Annotated in this window: 14 protein-coding genes and 1 tRNA gene; 9 read left to right on the top strand and 6 right to left on the bottom strand. The window is 59.9% G+C overall.

Annotation, left to right across the window (positions count from 1 at the left end; translation table 11 throughout):
* Positions 1-69: 69 nt before the first annotated feature.
* A tRNA-Phe gene (locus YA0848_RS05020) sits at positions 70-145 on the top strand.
* Positions 146-311: 166 nt separating this feature from the next.
* On the opposite strand, the gene YA0848_RS05015 is transcribed toward YA0848_RS05020, so the two are convergent.
* Together YA0848_RS05015 and YA0848_RS05010 are read right to left on the bottom strand one after the other, a co-directional pair.
* Positions 312-1919, bottom strand: coding sequence for an ArnT family glycosyltransferase (locus YA0848_RS05015; RefSeq protein ID WP_034095429.1), 1608 nt, complete (start codon positions 1917-1919; stop codon positions 312-314).
* Positions 1920-2006: 87 nt separating this feature from the next.
* Positions 2007-2972: an arsenic resistance protein gene (locus YA0848_RS05010; RefSeq protein ID WP_169903921.1), complete on the bottom strand. Its 966-nt coding sequence runs from the start codon at positions 2970-2972 to the stop codon at positions 2007-2009.
* A gap of 176 nt (positions 2973-3148) precedes the next feature.
* Here YA0848_RS05010 and YA0848_RS05005 point away from each other — a divergent pair, with 176 nt between their 5' ends.
* Positions 3149-3562 carry a hypothetical protein gene (locus YA0848_RS05005; protein ID WP_034111372.1) on the top strand — a complete coding sequence of 138 codons (414 nt, stop codon included), beginning with the start codon at positions 3149-3151 and terminating at the stop codon, positions 3560-3562.
* A 44-nt stretch (positions 3563-3606) separates the two neighbouring features.
* Here YA0848_RS05005 and gabP read toward each other — a convergent pair whose 3' ends face one another.
* Positions 3607-4998: a GABA permease gene (gabP, locus tag YA0848_RS05000; protein ID WP_034095426.1), complete on the bottom strand. Its 1392-nt coding sequence runs from the start codon at positions 4996-4998 to the stop codon at positions 3607-3609.
* A gap of 552 nt (positions 4999-5550) precedes the next feature.
* Between gabP and YA0848_RS04995 the strand changes: the two genes are divergently transcribed.
* From YA0848_RS04995 to YA0848_RS04975, 5 genes are all read left to right on the top strand, one after another.
* The gene (locus tag YA0848_RS04995) at positions 5551-6324 is read left to right on the top strand and encodes an ABC transporter ATP-binding protein (protein WP_034095425.1); all 774 of its coding nucleotides are present in this window, start codon (positions 5551-5553) and stop codon (positions 6322-6324) included.
* A gap of 13 nt (positions 6325-6337) precedes the next feature.
* Positions 6338-7099: a transporter substrate-binding domain-containing protein gene (locus YA0848_RS04990; RefSeq protein WP_034095424.1), complete on the top strand. Its 762-nt coding sequence runs from the start codon at positions 6338-6340 to the stop codon at positions 7097-7099.
* Positions 7100-7170: 71 nt separating this feature from the next.
* On the top strand, positions 7171-7866 hold the full coding sequence (locus YA0848_RS04985; protein ID WP_034095423.1) for an ABC transporter permease: 696 nt from the start codon (positions 7171-7173) through the stop codon (positions 7864-7866).
* 38 nt (positions 7867-7904) lie between these two features.
* Entirely contained in the window at positions 7905-8594 is a 690-nt protein-coding gene (locus YA0848_RS04980; RefSeq protein WP_034111429.1) for an ABC transporter permease, read from the top strand.
* Positions 8575-9762 (top strand): methyltransferase, encoded by a 1188-nt coding sequence (locus tag YA0848_RS04975; RefSeq protein ID WP_169903922.1) that lies wholly within the window; start codon positions 8575-8577, stop codon positions 9760-9762. Before YA0848_RS04980 ends, YA0848_RS04975 begins: the two co-directional genes overlap by 20 nt.
* A gap of 239 nt (positions 9763-10001) precedes the next feature.
* Here the strand turns inward: YA0848_RS04975 and bcsQ are convergent, their stop codons facing one another.
* Complete coding sequence (gene bcsQ / locus YA0848_RS04970) at positions 10002-10961, bottom strand: cellulose biosynthesis protein BcsQ (RefSeq protein ID WP_169903923.1); 960 nt, start codon at positions 10959-10961, stop codon at positions 10002-10004.
* A 290-nt stretch (positions 10962-11251) separates the two neighbouring features.
* Here bcsQ and lapG point away from each other — a divergent pair, with 290 nt between their 5' ends.
* Positions 11252-11944, top strand: coding sequence for a cysteine protease LapG (lapG, locus tag YA0848_RS04965; RefSeq protein ID WP_169903924.1), 693 nt, complete (start codon positions 11252-11254; stop codon positions 11942-11944).
* A gap of 11 nt (positions 11945-11955) precedes the next feature.
* On the top strand, positions 11956-13902 hold the full coding sequence (gene lapD, locus YA0848_RS04960) for a cyclic di-GMP receptor LapD (RefSeq protein ID WP_169903925.1): 1947 nt from the start codon (positions 11956-11958) through the stop codon (positions 13900-13902).
* Positions 13903-13950: 48 nt separating this feature from the next.
* Here lapD and YA0848_RS04955 read toward each other — a convergent pair whose 3' ends face one another.
* Complete coding sequence (locus YA0848_RS04955; protein WP_034095418.1) at positions 13951-14289, bottom strand: hypothetical protein; 339 nt, start codon at positions 14287-14289, stop codon at positions 13951-13953.
* Positions 14290-14412: 123 nt separating this feature from the next.
* The coding region (locus YA0848_RS04950) for a beta strand repeat-containing protein (protein ID WP_198731222.1) at positions 14413-18696 on the bottom strand (4284 nt) is incomplete at its 5' end.

The following is an 18696-nucleotide window of genomic DNA, read 5'->3' as shown; positions in this document are numbered from 1 at the left end:
GTAATAATTAAATATTTTTTGAAAACTTGCTTGACGACCCCCTGAAAAACCCGTTTAATGCGCCCCGTTGCCCAGATAGCTCAGTCGGTAGAGCAGGGGATTGAAAATCCCCGTGTCGGCGGTTCGATTCCGTCTCTGGGCACCACTCATTAGTTTCAGGTGGTGCACATATCATCTGAAACACATAAGAAACCCGCCTAGTGCGGGTTTTTTATTGCCTGGGATTTGACGCCCCCAGGCCTGTTCGAAGCAACGAACCGTTCCATTAGCCCCACTCCTTCGAGGCTTTCCCGCGAGACAAAAAACTCACCTCACTCCAGCAAAAACACCATCAGCGGATTGTCATTCAACCGCCCATTGAGCGCCGGAGCCAGATGCTCCAACGGTGTTTGCTTCAACAGCGCAGTTTCCTTGCGCGCTACGATCACCCAGGCCGGACGCGGTAACGTGGCCAGGCGCTGTACTTGATCACGACCGACGAACAGCGGCTGTTCATCGTGATCCAGGTTCATCATGTAGCGCACCGCCCAGGTGTCCCGCCCCAGATTGACGAACACCAACGGCCCCGGCCGCGCGGCACGCAGCGCCTCGACCTGGCCGACAAAATGGCGTGTATCGAATTGCAGATCTTTAGCCGGCTCCACCACGCTCACCAGCAGCAACCATTGCCCCAGCAACGCAATCAGACTGAGCCACACCAGGCGCCGCGGCCGACGCCAGCTGATCAGCGCGGCCACTTGCATCACCAACAGCGCGCCGATCAGCAACGGCAATGAGACGTCTGGCCAGTAGCCGTGCTTCTGCCATGTGTGTCGACACGCAAACACCACAACCACACACAAGGTCGGCAGCGCCGCGACAAGCACCTCATAGCAGCGGCGCACGCCGATCAGCCAGCTTTGCGCCTGGAGTAGCCCGTAGGCGGCGACAGCGGCGAACATCGGTACCATCGGCAGGATGTAATACGCCCGCTTGAAGTGCGGCACCGACAACCCGAGCAGGATCATCAAACCACAGGCGCCCAATCGCACCACGAGCTGCATATCATCATTCGCCCAGCGCGCAGACCAGCGATGACGCAACGCAAACAACGTTGCCAGCGCCAGGGGCACCACGGGGAAGTAGCGGTACAAACTCAACTGGAAGTAGAAATAGAACGGCTCGCCGCTTTCATCCAGGCGCCCGCCCACCTGCATTCTAAATACCTCGGCGGCAAACCCATCGCCACCGCTCAAGCGTGCGAGCTCCATCAGCAACCACCAGCACGCCGCCAGCAGTATCAACCCGATAACCCCATGGACAAGCACCTGCCTGACCCGCTCGCCCGGCTTTCCCAACGCCCAATACACGCACACCACACCGCAGACCTCGATCAACCCCAGCGGCCCGCGTATCGCAAAGCCCAGCACGAATAGTGGGAAGACCGCCAGTTGCCTGAATCGTGAACCCAAGCGCTCCCCCGTGTGCAGCAGATAGAAACTACCTACACACAGCAACGCCACCATCTGATCCAGACATACCGAACGGGACTTTTCGAGCAATTGAGTGGTGAGCAATGTCAGCAGCACGCTGAGCAGCGCCCACTGGCGGCTTGACGGAGCCAGCAAGCGATAGATCAAGGCCACGACCCCAGCAGAAGCCAGCGCCGTGGGCATTACATTGGCCAAGTGATTGGGCGCGCCGAACAGACGGGCAAACAGGTAACTGAAGAAGGTCGCGGTGCCAGGATAGTCCGCGTAAGGCTGGCCGTACGTCGTAGGAAAAAGACCGGCGCCGTGGCGATACATTTCTTGCAGGAACAGCGCCCAGCGCCCGTCAAATCCCTGCGGCTGCTGGTCCCAGATGCCCAGCGTAAACAGCATCAGGGCGAACAAAAAAATGCCCAGGGACTCCAGGCGAAAGCGGTTGCGGTGGTCCATCGTTTGACCTGTCAGGTAGAAAGCGCCGACCTATGGTGCCGGTCGCCCTGCTGAATAGCGCCTGAACAACCCTCAATATTTCACCCTTCAGCGCCCGCCACGCCATACCAGTGCAGGCACCAGGCGCACGTAGATCAATTCGCCGACCAGCTCCACCAGGGTTTGCAGGATGACCGCCGTCGCGGCCAGCCCACGCACCTCCTCGGGCAATGCCAACGCCAGCGGCAGCACCACCAGCGAATTGCGCGTCGACGCGCTGAACGTCACCGCCCGCGCGGGCGCACTCGGCAACGCGAACAGCCGCGCGGCCAAGGCGCCCGTAAGCGGCGCCAGCAACAGGAAACCTACATAGGCCGGAATGACCGGCAGCAACAGGCTGAAATCGCGCACCACCGACGTGATCTGCGAACCGATCACCACAAACAGCACCAGCGCCATCGCCGGCACCGGCAGCCAGGCCCAAGCCGCGTTCCAAGCGCCGACGACTGCCGACCTGCGCGCCACAAACGTGGTCGCCACCGCCGCCACCATCGGCACCACAATCAGCAGCACAAATGCCTGCACAAACGGCTGCGCGTCAATCACCACACCGGATTGCGCCCCTAGCATCAGCCCCAAGTACAGCGGCAACAACAGCAACTGCAGCAACAGCAGCACCGGCGTCGCCGCGAGCATCAAGCGTGAATCGCCCTTACCGATATGGGTAAACACCACCACGTAATCGATGCACGGCGTCAGCAACACCAGCAACGCCCCCACCAGCAGCGCCGGACGCTCCGCCAAGCCAAAGGTCAGCCCCCACACCAGCAAGGGCACCAGGATGAAATTAGCCAGCAGCAAGGCCGCCATAAAGCGCTTGTGGCTCAAACCTTCGCGCAGGTCCAGAAACGGAATTTGCAGGAACATCGCGTACATCAGCACCGCGATGGCCGGAGTGATCCACACACCCAGGCCGTGCCCCCACGAAGGCGCAAGCAGGCCGAAGCCGACAGCCAGGAGGACGGTGATGAAGTAGATAGGGATCTGGTGATGTTCGAGGGTGTCGCGGGTCATGGAAACGCCCTGGTGGAACGCAAAAGCGCAAGCGTAAGCATCTACTGGCGTGATTACCAGGCAAGCGGCTGGAACGGCGAGAACATGTCAGCCAATTAATGGCGGATACCCTTGGGATTTGCGCCAACCTGCGCTTCAATACCCAACCCAGATCCTGACCCCAAGGACGTGAGCCCATGGCCTCGCCGAACAAGCAACAAAAACGTGCCCATCGGGCGAAGGCCAAGGCCAAGCAGAACCGCACCCAGCGCGCGGTCGCGACTAAGCCGGATGCGTTCGCCGGCGATGACAGCCGTATCGATTTGGAGTCGGTGGATTTAACAGAGCTGTTCGTGGAGATGCGCGTTGCCGGCGAGATCAGTCAGCAAGCGCTGTGCGCCGCATTCCTGGCCCACCCGCTGCTCGCGCTGGTACTTGAGCAGGAAGGCGAAGAAGAGGCTACCGACTTTATCCTGGCGGCACTGATCGAATATCGGCAGTGGGCCACGGACAGCGACGATGAAGCCGCCGCATTGGCGTGGATCGAATCGCCGCAGTTTCAAGCGGACTACGTTGCCGCCTCCCAAGCCCTTACCAACTCGCAAGACTGACAAAAAATGGGAGGGGCTTGTCCCCTCCCACATTGGAATGGCGGTCAGTTAAGCACCGCCGCCCCTACTCTCTGAGCCTTGCGCCGGCTCGACACCATCAACCCCGCCGCCACTACCAGCAGGCTCAGGATGCCCGTCGCGATGATCTCCACGCGATGCGCTTCCTGGAACAGCATGATGGTCAACGTGCCCACGATGAACACCATCACCGCGTAGGTCAGGCCGGGGAACAGCCACATCTTGAAGACAATCTTCTCGCCTGCCGCCATGCGTTTCTGACGCATGCGCAGTTGCGACACCGCGATCACCAGATACACCAGCAGTGCGATTGCACCGGAGCTGGCCAGCAGGAATTCGAACACTGCCGCCGGGGCCACGTAGTTGGCGAACACCGCCAGGAACGCTGCGCCAGTGGACAGCATCACCGCCCAGTAAGGCGTGCCGCTTTTGTTGGTGCGCTTGGACACAGCCGGGGCATCGCCGCGACGGCCCAGGGAAAACAGCATGCGCGACGCAGTGTACAGCGCCGAGTTCAAGCAACTGGTCACGGCCACCAGGACCACCAGGTCGACGATCAGCTTGGCATTCGGAATGCCCATGCGTTCCAGCACGGTCTGGTAGGAACCTACCGCCGCCAGGGTTGGATCATTCCATGGCACCAGGGAGACGACGATGAAGATCGACAACAGGTAGAACAAGCCGATACGCCAGATCACCGAATTGGTGGCCTTGGTGATCTGCTGGCCTGGGTTCTTCGACTCGGCCGCAGCGATGGTGACGATTTCGGTGCCCATAAACGAGAACATGGTGGTCAGGATCGCAGCCAACACTGCGCCCATGCCGTTCGGCATAAAGCCTTGGGTGTCGAACAGGTGCGAAACGCCGCTGACCTGACTGGTCGGCAGGAAACCGAAAATCGCCGCCAGCCCGAGGATCACAAACCCAACGATGGCCACGACTTTGATCAGCGCGAACCAGAACTCGAACTCGCCGTAGTTCTTCACACTGAACAGGTTGGTGGCGGTCAGCAGCAGTGTGATCACCAGCGTGAACGCCCAGATCGCCACATCGGGGAACCAGGCATGCAGGATAGTGGCGGCCGCGTTGGCTTCCAATGGAATCACCAGCACCCAGAACCACCAGTACAGCCAGCCGATGGTAAAGCCGGCCCAGTGGCCAATCGCACGGTCGGCGTAAGTGGAGAACGAACCGGTATCCGGTGAAGCCACGGCCATTTCGGCCAGCATGCGCATCACCAGCACCACCAACGTACCCGCAGCGGCATAAGCCAGCAGCACCGCAGGGCCGGCAGCAGCGATCGCGTGGCCGGAGCCGACAAACAGGCCGGCGCCGATAACACCGGCAATCGACAGCATGGTGACGTGACGCGGTTTGAGCCCCTGTTCGAGGTCATTGGAGCTTTGCGTACTACTCATTGACACACCTTTGCGAGGAATTGCGAAAACGGTCCGCCCGACCTGGGATCCTCCTCGTGAAAAGAAACCAACAGGGCGTTCTTTATTTTTTACGCAAGATTTGCGCCAAAATGTTACAAAGCCGCGATTGACGCGGGCTGCAGGACTTCTCCACAGCGCACGCAAGTCATTGAGAACAATGGCATTCCGCTATAGCGTTACCGTCCGACTCACTATTCAGGCCGATACGCGCACCAAAAACACACACACAAAATAAGTAACGCCCCATAAAAGCGCCGATAGCGACCGTTTGCCCGTTTAACCCTTCCAACACCTGGCCAAAGCTGGCACCATCGCGCCCTTTTTGACGCGAAGCCTGCGGCTTTCCGGGTTCAAACGCTTGTTCGGTTGTTGACGGCGCGACACGTCGCTGTGCCGATGCGACACCCTGCCGCATGCCGCCCGCTTACCGCCCGCCGCGCTGTTGGCTGCCATCCGGACGCTATGCTAGCTTGGCGCCTCGCCAGGAAGGCGGCCCAACAGCAGGCACGCAGAACACAATGAGGACCCCCCATGGCCGAGGCCACGCCCGCGCTTGAAATCCGCAACTTGCATAAACGTTATGGTGAGCTGGAGGTACTCAAAGGTATCTCGCTGACCGCTCGCGACGGCGATGTGATCTCGATCCTGGGTTCCTCCGGTTCCGGCAAGTCGACTTTCCTGCGCTGCATCAACCTGCTGGAGAACCCTCATCAGGGCCAGATCCTGGTGGCGGGTGAAGAACTCAAACTCAAAGCCGCGAAGAACGGCGAGCTGATGGCCGCCGACGGCAAGCAGATCAACCGCCTGCGCAGCGAAATCGGTTTTGTGTTTCAAAACTTTAATCTATGGCCGCACATGAGCATCCTCGACAACATCATCGAGGCGCCCCGCCGTGTGCTGGGCCAGAGCAAGGCCGAAGCCATCGAAGTGGCCGAAGCGCTGCTGGCCAAGGTCGGCATCGCCGATAAGCGCCACGCCTACCCGGCACAATTGTCCGGCGGCCAGCAACAACGCGCCGCCATCGCCCGCACCCTGGCGATGCAGCCCAAAGTCATCCTGTTCGACGAGCCCACTTCCGCCCTTGACCCGGAAATGGTTCAGGAAGTACTTAGTGTGATCCGCGCGCTGGCCGAAGAAGGTCGCACCATGCTGCTGGTCACCCACGAAATGGGCTTTGCCCGTCAGGTGTCCAGTGAGGTGGTGTTCCTTCACCAAGGCCTGATCGAGGAGCAAGGATCGCCACAGCAGGTATTTGAAAACCCGCTTTCGGCGCGCTGCAAACAATTCATGTCCAGCAACCGCTAACGGAGCAACATGCATGCAGAACTATAAAAAGTTCCTTTTGGCCGCCGCCGTCACGATGGCGTTCAGCGCCTCGGCCATGGCAGAAACCTTGATAATGGGGATTGAAGCGGCCTACCCGCCGTTCAATAACAAAGACGCCAGCGGTAACGTCGTTGGCTTCGACAAAGATATCGGCGACGCCCTGTGCGCCAAGATGAAAGTCGAGAAGTGCGAAGTGTATGTGTCCGACTGGGACGGCATCATCCCGGCCCTGAACGCCAAGAAATTCGACTTCCTGGTGTCCTCGCTGTCGATCACCGACGAACGCAAGCAGGCCGTCGACTTCACCGATCCTTACTACTCCAACAAGCTGCAGTTCATCGCGCCCAAGACCACCGACTTCAAGACAGACAAGACTTATCTCAGCGGCAAGACCATCGGTGCCCAACGCGCAACACTCGCTGGCACCTGGCTGGACGACCGCAATATGGAAGATGACTACAACGTCAAGATCAGCCTTTATGACACTCAGGAAAACGCCTATCTCGACCTGATCTCCGGGCGTGTCGATGGCATTCTGGCGGATAAGTACGTGCAGTATGAGTGGCTCAAAAGCAAAGACGGCTCCAACTTTGAATTCAAAGGTGAGCCTGTCGTGGAAAGCGACAAGATCGGTATCGCCGTACGCAAAGGCGACCCACTGCGCGAGCGCCTGAACAAAGCCCTGGCGGAGATCAAGGCTGACGGCACCTACAAGAAAATCAACGACAAGTACTTCCCGTTCAGCATCGAATGACCTGAACGCCTGCCCGGCGCGCTCCCCCGAGCGCGTCGGTCCTGAGCTTTACCTTACGAAACGACTAAACCATGAATTTCGACCTTTACGGATTCGGCCCCGCGCTCGCCGCCGGCGCGCTGATGACCGTCAAACTGGCACTCACGGCCCTGTGCCTGGGGCTGGTGCTCGGCCTGGCCGGCGCCCTGGCCAAAACATCCCCGTACAAGCCGCTGCAATGGCTTGGCGGTGCTTACTCCACCGTGGTCCGTGGTATCCCGGAACTGCTGTGGGTACTGCTGATTTACTTCGGCACGGTCAACATGATGCGTGCCCTGGGTGAGTTTTTCGGTAACCCCGATCTGTCTCTCAGCGCCTTTGCCGCCGGGGTCATTGCCCTGGGCCTGTGCTTCGGCGCCTACGCCACGGAAGTATTCCGCGGCGCGATCCTCGCCATTCCCAAAGGCCACCGCGAAGCGGGCGTGGCATTGGGGCTTTCGAAGTTTCGGATCTTCACCCGCCTGATCATGCCGCAGATGTGGCGCATCGCCCTGCCGGGCCTGGGCAACCTGTTTATGATCCTGATGAAAGACACCGCCCTGGTGTCGGTGATCGGCCTGGAAGAAATCATGCGCCACGCGCAGATCGGCGTCACGGTGACCAAACAACCGTTCACCTTCTTTATGGTTGCGGCGTTCATGTACCTGGGGCTCACCGTCCTGGCGATGACCACCATGCACTTCCTGGAAAAACGCGCCGCCCGCGGCTTTGCGAGGAGCACCCAATGAGCGGCGACTACAGCTGGCTGGCGCATTTCGACCTGGGCCTGAACTGGGCCGTGATCATCAAGTGGCTGCCCAAACTGGCCCAGGGCGCCATCCTCACCCTGGAACTGGTGGCCATTGCGGTCATTGCCGGGCTGCTGCTGGCGATTCCTTTGGGCATCGCCCGCTCGTCGCGCCGCTGGTACGTGAGCGCCCTGCCCTACGCCTATATTTTCTTCTTCCGTGGCACGCCGCTGCTGGTGCAGCTGTTCCTGGTCTACTACGGCCTGGCGCAATTCGATGCGGTGCGTAACAGCTTTATGTGGCCATACCTGCGCGATCCGTTCTGGTGCGCCACCGCCACCATGACCCTGCACACCGCCGCCTATATCGCCGAGATCCTGCGCGGGGCGATCCAGGCCATCCCACCGGGCGAAATCGAAGCCGCCCGCGCCCTGGGCATGTCCAAGCCCAAGACGCTGTTCTATATCGTCCTGCCTCGCGCCTCGCGCATCGGCTTGCCGGCGTACAGCAACGAAGTGATCCTGATGCTCAAGGCCAGCGCCCTGGCGAGTACGGTGACCCTGCTGGAACTGACCGGCATGGCGCGAACCATCATTGCCCGAACCTACCTGCCGGTGGAGATCTTCTTCGCTGCCGGCCTGTTCTACCTGTTGATGGCCTACATCCTGGTGCGTGGCTTCAAACTGCTGGAACGCTGGCTGCGCGTCGATGCCTGCCAGGGACGTTAAGGCGCACTTCCAGGCACTGGATGCCTTCCTGATCGAGCACCAAGGGCTGTGGAAACCACGGCCCTTCACTCATCGCCAATTGGCCTGGGAATCACGACATCCAGAGCTGGCACACTGGTTGCGCCAGCGCTCGCTGGATGACGCCGAAGCCAGCCACAACACCCCCTATGATCTCCCGGCGCCCGCGCCTTTTGCACAACTTGCCGCACAAGCGCGCCAGCTCAGTGCTGTGGATAAGTTGCCGACGCAGCCCCTGCCGCCCGCGCGCCATCGCTTGAATGTCGATGTGCCGGGCCGCAAGTGGCAGCAAATCGAAGCCTTCGGTGCAGCCCTGTCGTTTGCGCAAGCCCCCACGCACTGGCTGGATTGGTGTGCCGGCAAGGGCCACTTGGGCCGCCGGCTGCTGCAAACCGCGCAACAGCTGACCTGCCTCGAATACGACCCGGCACTGATCGCCACAGGTCAGGCCCTGAGTGACCACCATGGCTTGCCCGCGACCCATCGCCTGCAAGACGTCATGGCGGGCGTCACCCTCAGCGCCGAACACACCCCCGTCGCCCTGCACGCCTGTGGTGACCTGCATGTGCGCCTGCTGCAACTGGCCAGTGCACAAGGCTGCAAACAGCTGGCCCTGGCGCCCTGCTGTTACAACCGCATCAGCGCATCGAACTATCAACCACTGTCCGAGGCAGGCCGCGCTTCAACGTTGCAGCTGTCAGTCGAAGACCTCGGCCTGCCGCTCAGCGAAACCGTCACTGCCGGCAAACGCGTACGCCAGCAGCGGGACACATCCATGGCCCGCCGTCTGGGCTTCGATCAACTGCAACGGCAGCTACGGGGATGCGATGAGTACCTGCCCACCCCTTCACTGCCGACTGCGTGGCTGAGCGTACCGTTCGCCGACTACTGCCAAGCGTTGGCAAACCTGAAAGGTTTATCCACAGGCGAGCAGGATTGGGCCGCGCTGGAGGCCTATGGCTGGGCTCGCTTGGCCGAGGTGAGAAACCTGGAACTGGTGCGTGGTCTGTTTCGGCGACCGCTGGAGATATGGCTGGTGCTGGATCGTGCGCTGTTTCTGACCGAACAAGGCTACCGCGTTGAACTGGGCAGCTTCTGCGACGCCGCACTGACGCCGCGCAACTTGATGGTGCTTGCCGAGCGCGATTAAGAGGCAAATTGACGCAGTGCGGCCTGTGGATAACTCTGTTGATGGTTTCTTTACGAAGCCTTTAATCATCTAGCTCGCAGCCCAAAACCCGAGCTGTTCATTTTTTGTTCACAAAATAAAATGCACGTAAAACAGGCAGTTAAGCCCAGATGAGAACCGCTCCACAAAAAGAGTGTTTCTTAATGGCGCATCCAACCGATTGTGCATAAGCCTCTGACGATTAACCTCTAAACCGCGCGTTACGCGGTTCTTTTACGCGCAATCAATAGCCGGCAAAGCTCATTGATATCCGCACCTGCCTGGCTGGACGCCACGTTATCCAGCGGGTCGGTGGCAAACGCCAGGGCTTGGCTGATCAGCGCGTCGTCATGTACGACCGCCAACGCGTCAGCCTGGCGACTCAGCGTAAAGGCTTCCAGCATTTCCCGGTTAAACGCCGATTGGTCATCCACTTGATTGATCACGAAATGGCAACGGGGCGGGCGCGCACGCTCAAGGTAGGGCGCCAGCAGTGCGTCCAACTGGTCCTGGGTGCCGAGGCAGGCGGCGTTAGGTTGAGCGATGACCAACACAATATCGGCCACGTTCAGGGCTTGATGCAGATAAACGTTGTTACCCGCGGGGGTATCGATGATCACCGTGTGAGCTTCGCTCAGCTCCATGACCGACAGGTGCTCGGCCAACCAAGTGGGCTCGCGCGTAAGCCAGCGTTGCAGGCCCTCCTTCTGGCGGCTGTCGGTGTCGCCGAATGGGATCACCTGGGAACCGGCGAACCCCGTTTGCAAGGCGCCGGCCCACGGCGCGTTGAGCAAACTGCTGCGCCCCACACCGGGGCGCTGATGATCGACGCCGAAGTGCTGGCGCAGCGCATTCTGCGGGTCCAGATCCACGGCCACCACCGCCTCGCCCAAGCGTTGCAACCCGCTGCTCAATGCCGTGACCAGCGTGCTACGACCTACGCCGCCGTTGATCGAGACCACCGCCACCACAGTGGCACGCAGCGGCACGGGTTCGGCCTGCGCGGACGGTTGATTGCCGTGAGCCCCATGAGGACGAACGAGCGAGCCATCTTCACGGTTTACCCGGGTGCCATCATCAAATGGAATGCTGCCGAAAAAGTGCAACCGAGCGTTTTTGCCCTTCGGGTCACGGGAAACGCTGTTGCCGAACAGGGCAAATAGATCATCGGTGCGGCTCATGGCCGGGCTCCTTCGCAACGCCATCGGAACACTTGGAAGGTCGGCCCATCAAGGCTTCCCGTACGTGTTCATATTGGCGTGTTTATTGGCTGCATTCTGTGTCAGCCCCGATGAAGTGTCATTATTTTGATCAAAAATCCACCACCCTTTCAGACGAGCGGAAAACTGCCAATTTACTGACGAAAAATACCGTCATTTGATAGGCGGTGATTTCATCGTGCCATTGTTTTTTACCCGCCATCCCCGCACCATTGCGGCAACTTCCAGGCTGTACGTTTTGGATAAGCGCAGTGGCGATACGCTATAAATTCCCTCGGTTCCTCTACGGCCTCGCCATCGCGGTGGTGCTGGGTGGCGGACTGCTGGGCGATTTACTCGCCGATTGGGATTTCAGCCAGATCAGCCGTAAAGCCGAAGCGCTCTACGGCCCCCTCGGCCCCGGTCGACAGCGCATTGATGCCTGGCAACAGCTACTGGCCACAGAAAAGCAGGTCAGCGAGAGCGAACAACTCAAAGTGGTTAACTTGTTCTTCAATCGTCAGCTGCATTACGAAGAAGATATCGACCTGTGGCACGAGGTGGATTATTGGGCGACGCCCATTCAATCCTTGTGGAAAGGCGCCGGCGACTGTGAAGACTACGCCATCGCCAAATACTTCAGCCTGCGTCATTTGGGCGTGCCGGCCGAGAAGCTGCGCATAACCTACGTCAAGGCTCTGCGCCAGAATCGTGCACATATGGTGCTGACCTACTATTCAAGCCCCGAGGCCATGCCCTTGGTACTGGACAGTCTGATGGACCCGATTCTGCCGGCCAGCCAACGGCCGGACCTGCTGCCGGTTTACGCCTTCAACGGTGAAGGGCTGTGGCTGACCGGCGCGACGGGCAACAAAAAAGTCGGCGATACCAAGCGTCTGTCGCGTTGGCAGGATGTGTTGAAGAAAATGACCGCTGAAGGGTTTCCGACCGGTTCGGATAATTAACAGGAGCTACGATGTCACTGTTCAAACAATTGCTGATCGCTATCTGCGTGTTCCTGGTGGTCGCGTTCAGCGGTAGCTTCTTCGTCAGCCTGGAAAGCTCGCGTACCCAGTACGTCAACCAATTGCGCTCCCACGCTCAGGACGCGGCCACTGCGCTGGCGCTGTCGTTGACGCCGAACATCGATGACCCGGCGATGACCGAGCTGATGGTCAGTTCGATCTTCGACAGCGGCTACTACGCCAGCATCCGCGTGGTGGACCTGAGCACCAACCAAGTGCTGGTAGAGCGCGCCGCCGAGCCGGACGCCAGCAGCGTCCCGGCGTGGTTCGTGAAGATGATCGGCTTGGCGCCGGCCGGCGGCGATGCGATCGTCAGCCGTGGCTGGCAGCAGGCGGCGCGGGTCGAGGTGGTCAGCCATCCAATGTTTGCCTTGGCCAAGCTGTGGCAGAGCGCATTGGGCAGCCTGGGCTGGCTGCTGCTCTGCGGCGCCGTGAGCGCGGTACTGGGCGCCCTGTTGCTGCGGCGTCAATTGAAGCCGCTGGATTATATGGTCGAGCAGTCCCATGCCATCGCCCGCCGTGAATTCCTGAGCCTGCCCGATCTGCCCCGCACTCCTGAGCTGCGCCGGGTGGTGCAGGCGATGAATCAGATGGTGGAGAAGCTCAAGGCGCTGTTCCGTGAGCAGACCGAACGCAGCGAGAAACTGCGGGTGGAGTCCTACCAGGACAGCCTCACGGGCCTGGCCAACCGTCGTTATTTTGAAATGCAGCTGCAATCGCGCGTCAGCAACGTTGAAGAAGCCAGTTCGGGTTACCTGCTGATGTTGCGGGTCAACGACCTGAGCGGCCTCAACCAACGCCTGGGCGGGCAACGTACTGACCAACTGCTGCAGGCCGTCAGCCAGCAACTGGTGCGCACCTGCGCCAAGTACCCGGAAACCCAGAACCTGATCACCCGCAGCCGTGGCGGCGAGTTCGCGGTGCTCGCCCCGGGGCTGGTGCGCGATGAAGCGTTGCAGCTGGCCCAGGCCCTGGAAGGCACCCTGCAAAGCCTTTACGAAACGGGAGCCACCGATATGCCGATCGTGGCTTACATCGGGCTGGCACCGTACAAACCGGGCGATGCCTCGGCAGACCTGCTAATGCTGGCCGACCAGGCACTGGCCCAGGCCGAAGCCGGTACAGGCCAGACTTGGGTGTGCCTGGAACACCAGACCCAAGGCACCGTCAGCGACGATCACCACAGCTGGCACACCTTGCTCGACGACGCCCTGACCCAAGGGCGCTTCCGGTTGTTTTTCCAGCCGGTGGTGAGCAGCAGCGACACCCAACAGGTCCTGCATTACAAAGTGTTGTCACGCTTGCTCGACCCGCAGGGCCAGACCATCGCGGCGGGCCACTTCCTACCGTGGCTGGAGCGCTTCGGTTGGACTGCACGCCTTGACCAATTGATGGTTGATCTGGTGATCAAGCACCTGGCCCAGCACAGCCCATCGGTAGCTTTGAATCTGTCGGCCGCTACCCTGAACGACCCACAGGCACTGGAGCGCGTCTTCGAACGCCTGGCTCAAAACCCCGCCCTGGGGCCGCGCCTGACCCTGGAAATCGGTGAAGAACAAGTGCCCGAGCAGTCGCAGCTGGAGCGCCTGACCCGACGCTTGCGCAGCCTGGGCTTCAGCCTTGGCCTGCAGCGTTTCGGCGGGCGTTTCAGCATGATCGGCAACCTGGCGAACCTGGGCCTGGCGTACCTGAAAATCGACGGCAGCTACATCCGTGCCATCGACCAGGAAAGCCACAAGCGCTTTTTTATCGAAGCCATCCAGCGCGCCGCCCACAGCATCGATTTGCCGTTGATTGCCGAACGTGTGGAAACCGAGGGTGAGCTACAGGTGATTCGCGAGATGGGGATTGAAGGGGTACAAGGCCAACTGGTGGGTGAACCGGCGCCCTGGAAGTAGAACGTCCTCGCCTCCTTGACGGTCATGCCGTGAAGGAGGTGGGGCGGCTCAGATCAAGCCGGTTTCATCGTCATTGATCAACTCGCTCAACCCACCCAATGCTGCCCGGGCCTGGGTACGTTCGAGGAACTTGGCCTGCGCGGCGGGCGGCAAGTCCGTGATGCTCATGACGTTCTTGGTGATCAGAACCTGGATCAAGTCGTCCAGTACCCGAATCATCTCAAAGTCACTTTGCTTGAGCTGCTTGAGGCTGTTGTCGACCACATCGTCGGCAAACCACGCCTGTATCTCATGATGGTCGGCCGGTAGCGTCTCGGTGGCCTCGGCATAGGCCTGCGCCTCGACACGGATCAAAGCGTTGTTTTGATCGCGTTGCACGTAGAACATCAACGTTCTCCCAATAAAAAATCCCTGCAGGTGCCGCGCACGGCCTCTGCAGAGATTACACACATTTGCCCGACGCTGATGCCCACGCAGCGCCAATCCCGAAAGATTGGCGCTGCTGGGGGATCAGTCGTGGTGCTTGACGGTCAAGTCGCCACCGGCGATCAGGTTGTTGATCGCGGCACTGCCATTGCCCCAGTTAACGCCATCGACCTTGATCGTGACATCGGCCGTGCCACCCGCCGTGAACGAGCCGGTGCTGCTCACACTCAGCGTCGAGCCTGACGAGTCGGTGGTCAACTTCAGATAGCTCGACAGGTTGGTGTCATTACTGCCTTGCAGCAAATCGGACAGATCCAACTTATCGCCTTCGCTGTGCTTGAAGTCGGTGATGGTATCGACGCCAGTCCCGGTGTTGGTATCGCCTTTGAGCCACACGAAGGTATCCGCCTGCCCGCCGCCGGTGAGGATGTCGTTACCCTTGCCGCCCACCAAGATGTCATTACCGGCACCGCCGGAGAGGGTGTCGTTGCCGCCCTGGCCGAACAAGATGTCGTTACCGGCGTTGCCGATCAGGGTGTCGCCGCCATCATTGGTGCCGTAGATGTTCGACGCGTTGGCCAGAGCACCGATGTCCTGCACGTGTTCAGTGATGTACTGGTGCAAAGTGCGGTCATCAATGTGGTCGACCGTAGTGGACAACTTCTCGGCGGCGAACGCCTTGAGTGCGGCACTGCCTTCCTGACCTTTGTAGGTGATCAGGTCACCGAACACGATGTCATTGCCAGAGCCGCCGGTGATGCTGTCGGCGCCCGCGTCGGCGGTATGGCCAGTGATCGCATCCGCCAGCTTCGCGGTGTCGATGGTGGCGACCACCTTGTCGGTGTCGAATTGCTTGAGCACAGCAGTGTCAATGCTCGAACCCAGGCCGATTGCCTCGACGGTGACCTTGCCGCTCACTGCGTTAACCAGATCGTTGTAGGCCGTCTTCGCGTTCGTCAATGCGGTGCTGGAGTCGTTATAGACCGCAGCCACATCAAAGCCGCCATTGCTGTTGGCCACCACCTTGCCTTCATAGGTCCGATTGTTCCAACTATCGTAGGAATAGACCCTGCCATCCGCATCGACAACCATGTGGGAGGAACCGTTGATGGTGGTGTAAACGGCCTTGCCCTGGCCCAAAACGTAATTCGAGCTGTTGACGATGCTGTCGAAGTAAACGCTGGAGCCCGAGCCCCATACCTTGACCCCACCCAGGTAAGGACTGCCTTGCACGTCGGTGTACATATTCGGCGAGCCGTCGGTGATGAAGTACGTCAGGTTCGTCGCACCCTTGTTACTCGTGGCTTCGCTGCTCTTGAACCAGTTTGTGGCGGCGTTGAACGCATCCTGATAGTTGGTCATGTCGCTCGAATTAGAGCTCATCTGGTTCAACACCGCCTGCAAGGCCGCTTTGGCACCGTCCTTGTCAGCCAGATTGACCGAGACCTGCGCCTGAACCTGGGTGTCGAAGTCCACCAACATGACTTTCACCACGCCGGAGTCCTTGGTGCTGGCATTGGCAATCAAGGTATCGAATACGCTGGCCAGTTGAGCCTTGATCGACTTCATTGCATCGGTACCGATACTGCCCGAAGTATCGACGAGGAAAGCAATGTTGTAATTGCTGCCCTGGGTGACCACGCCGGCTTTGTCGCCCACCACCACGTTATTGGTCGAACCGCTCAAGTTGATGGTATCGACAAGACCGGTGCCTTCCGTCACCTGATAGGTCTGCGGCGCCACTGTGGTGGTGCTGGTGGCCACGCTTGAACTCAGGCTGTTGCTACCTTCATTATCAGTTACGGCGATATCGATGGTGCGATCACCAAGTGACGGGTATTTGCCGGTGTTGGTGTACTGGAACGACTCAAGCAGGGCTTTGTAGGTGGCCGCATCAGCCGCACCCGACAGGGTCAATACAATCTTGCCACTGACGTCCGTGCCGACGCTGGTCAGGGTGACGCCGTTGTAGGTCCCGCCCACATTTATCAGGCTTGAGCTCAACTGATCGCCCGCGCTGGCGTTTTTCAAGGTAATGGTCGCGCTTTGCATCTGGCTGCTGTCGACGTCGCCGATGGCAACGCTGCCGGTAATTGCCACACCGGCAGTGTTTCGCTCGGTGTACGCAGCGCTATAACCGGTGGCAACCGCGCCGTCTGCGGTGCTGAGGTCCAGGGTAGGCGCGTCGTTGACCGAGGTCACGGTGATGGTGCCGTTGGCCGCGGGCGAGGTCAGTACGTTGCTGCCGTCAGCGTTGCCGCTGTCGGTGGCGGTGTAGGTGAAGTTCGCGGTGCCGTTGAAGTTCGCGTTTGGCTTGAAGTAAACGGTCGCTTCGCCGTTGACCGCATCAATGGAGCCGGTCACCGGTTTGGTCATGGCCGCGTCGGTGTAGAAGGTGCCATTGGTTGGCGTGCCGACAGTGAAGGATTTCACGTTCGCCAGGCCATCTACGTCGGTTGCGTTCAGCTTGACTGCGATACCAACCGTTGGATCTTCAGCACCGGTCGCAGTAGTCGCCGCAGCCACCGGCGCATCATTGACCGGAGTCACGGTGATGGTGCCGTTGGCCGCTGGCGAGGTCAGTACGTTGCTGCCGTCAGCGTTGCCGCTGTCGGTCGCGGTGTAGGTGAAGTTCGCGGTGCCGTTGAAGTTCGCGTTTGGCTTGAAGTAAACGGTCGCTTCGCCGTTGACCGCATCAATGGAGCCGGTCACCGGTTTGGTCATGGCCGCATCGGTGTAGAAGGTGCCATTGGTCGACGTGCCGACGTTGAACGACTTGACGTTGGCCAAACCATCGACATCGGTGGCGGACAGCTTGACCGCGATCCCGACACTTGGGTCTTCAGCACCGGTCGCCGTGGTGACGATCGCCACTGGCGCATCGTTGACCGCAGTGACCACAACGCTCACCTTGCCAATCGTGACCATTTCAATCTGCGTGCTCGACTCCATGGCTGTTGCCTTCACAGTCAGATCGAAATTGGCCGTCGCATCCTTGGCCGGAGTGACGGTCAAGGTAGCCAGGTTCCAATTGCTGACATCGTACTGGGTGGTCGCACCCGTCGAGGTATAGCTGTGGCCCGAGGCGCCGTCGGTAATGACAGCGCCTTCAGGCAGGCCGCTGATTTCTACCTTGTGCAATTCCGACTGGTCATTGTCGACAAACGTGGTCGTGATCGGGCTGATCTTGATCGCACTGTCTTCCAGGCCGTGGTTGTAAACGTAGCCGGTGTAATAGCCTTCTCCGTTGACCACGTGAGCATCGTCAAAGACCGCCCCGGCAGCTTTCAACGCGTCCAGGCTGGTATAGGTCTGCACGCCGCTGCTACCCAACGCCATCGACGGGCCGCTGTTGATCGAGACATTGACGTCGTAGTTGCCCGGGCCGGCCTGGTTGTAGTGATAGATGTCGAGGGTGTAATAACCCGACTCTGGCGGCGTAAAGGGGGCTGCGTTAATCCCGCTGCCCTGGCTCCAGGTCTCGGTCGACACCAACTTGCCGCCGACGGTAACCGCCAGGCTGTCATCGGCGCTGCCGGTGAAGCTGTAGCTCTTGCCGGCTTCCAGGTAAACCAAGCCGGAGACTTTGGTCGCGGTGTGCTCCACCACATTACCGTTGCTCACGTTGGCGGTCACACCGGTGGAGGCTGCGCTGCCAGGGGTTTGGGCGTTGATGACCCGGATCAAATCGCTGGACTGAACAACACCATTACCGTTCGTACCCAATGCACCAGGCAGGTTGCCGCCGGTCCAGGTTTGAATGGTCAAGCCGGTTGGTACGTCACCGAACGAGCCGACGGTCACGACAGGAACGTCCGTCACTGGGTGGATATCCACGGTGATGGTTTGAGTGTCGCTGTTGAGCTGGCCGTCGGTAGCCTGGAACTTCAGCTCGGTGTAATCATCATGCTTGTTACCGATGCCGGCGTTTTTGAAGCTGTCATCGCCCGACTCGTTGGCCGCTGGGCTGTAACGCACATTGTGATTGTCGAAGTCGGCCTGGCTGAAGGCCTTGCCCGGCGACGTATCGGTTTTCAGATCAGCTGCGTTGAGCTGGACCCAAACACCGTCGACTTTGTACTCGATGGCACCGTTGGGCAGGCTGGTGAAGACGACTTTCAGGTCCGTGGAGTCCACATCATTGACCCCGAACGTCGACCACTTCAGCTCGACTGGGGTGTCTTCGTTGCTTTCTATCCGGCCATTGCTCGCAGTCGGCGCATCGTTGACCGCAGTCACAGTGATGATGCCGTTGGCGGGAGCCGACGTCAGCGGGTTGCTGCCATCAGCGTTGCCGCCGTCGGTCGCGGTGTAGGTGAAGTTCGCGGTGCCGTTGAAGTTTTCGTTCGGCTTGAAGTAAACGGTCGG

Source organism: Pseudomonas sp. S4_EA_1b (genome assembly GCF_016307435.1).
GTDB classification, from domain to species: Bacteria; Pseudomonadota; Gammaproteobacteria; order Pseudomonadales; family Pseudomonadaceae; genus Aquipseudomonas; species Aquipseudomonas rhodesiae.
This window is presented reverse-complemented; position numbering and strand designations above follow the sequence as displayed.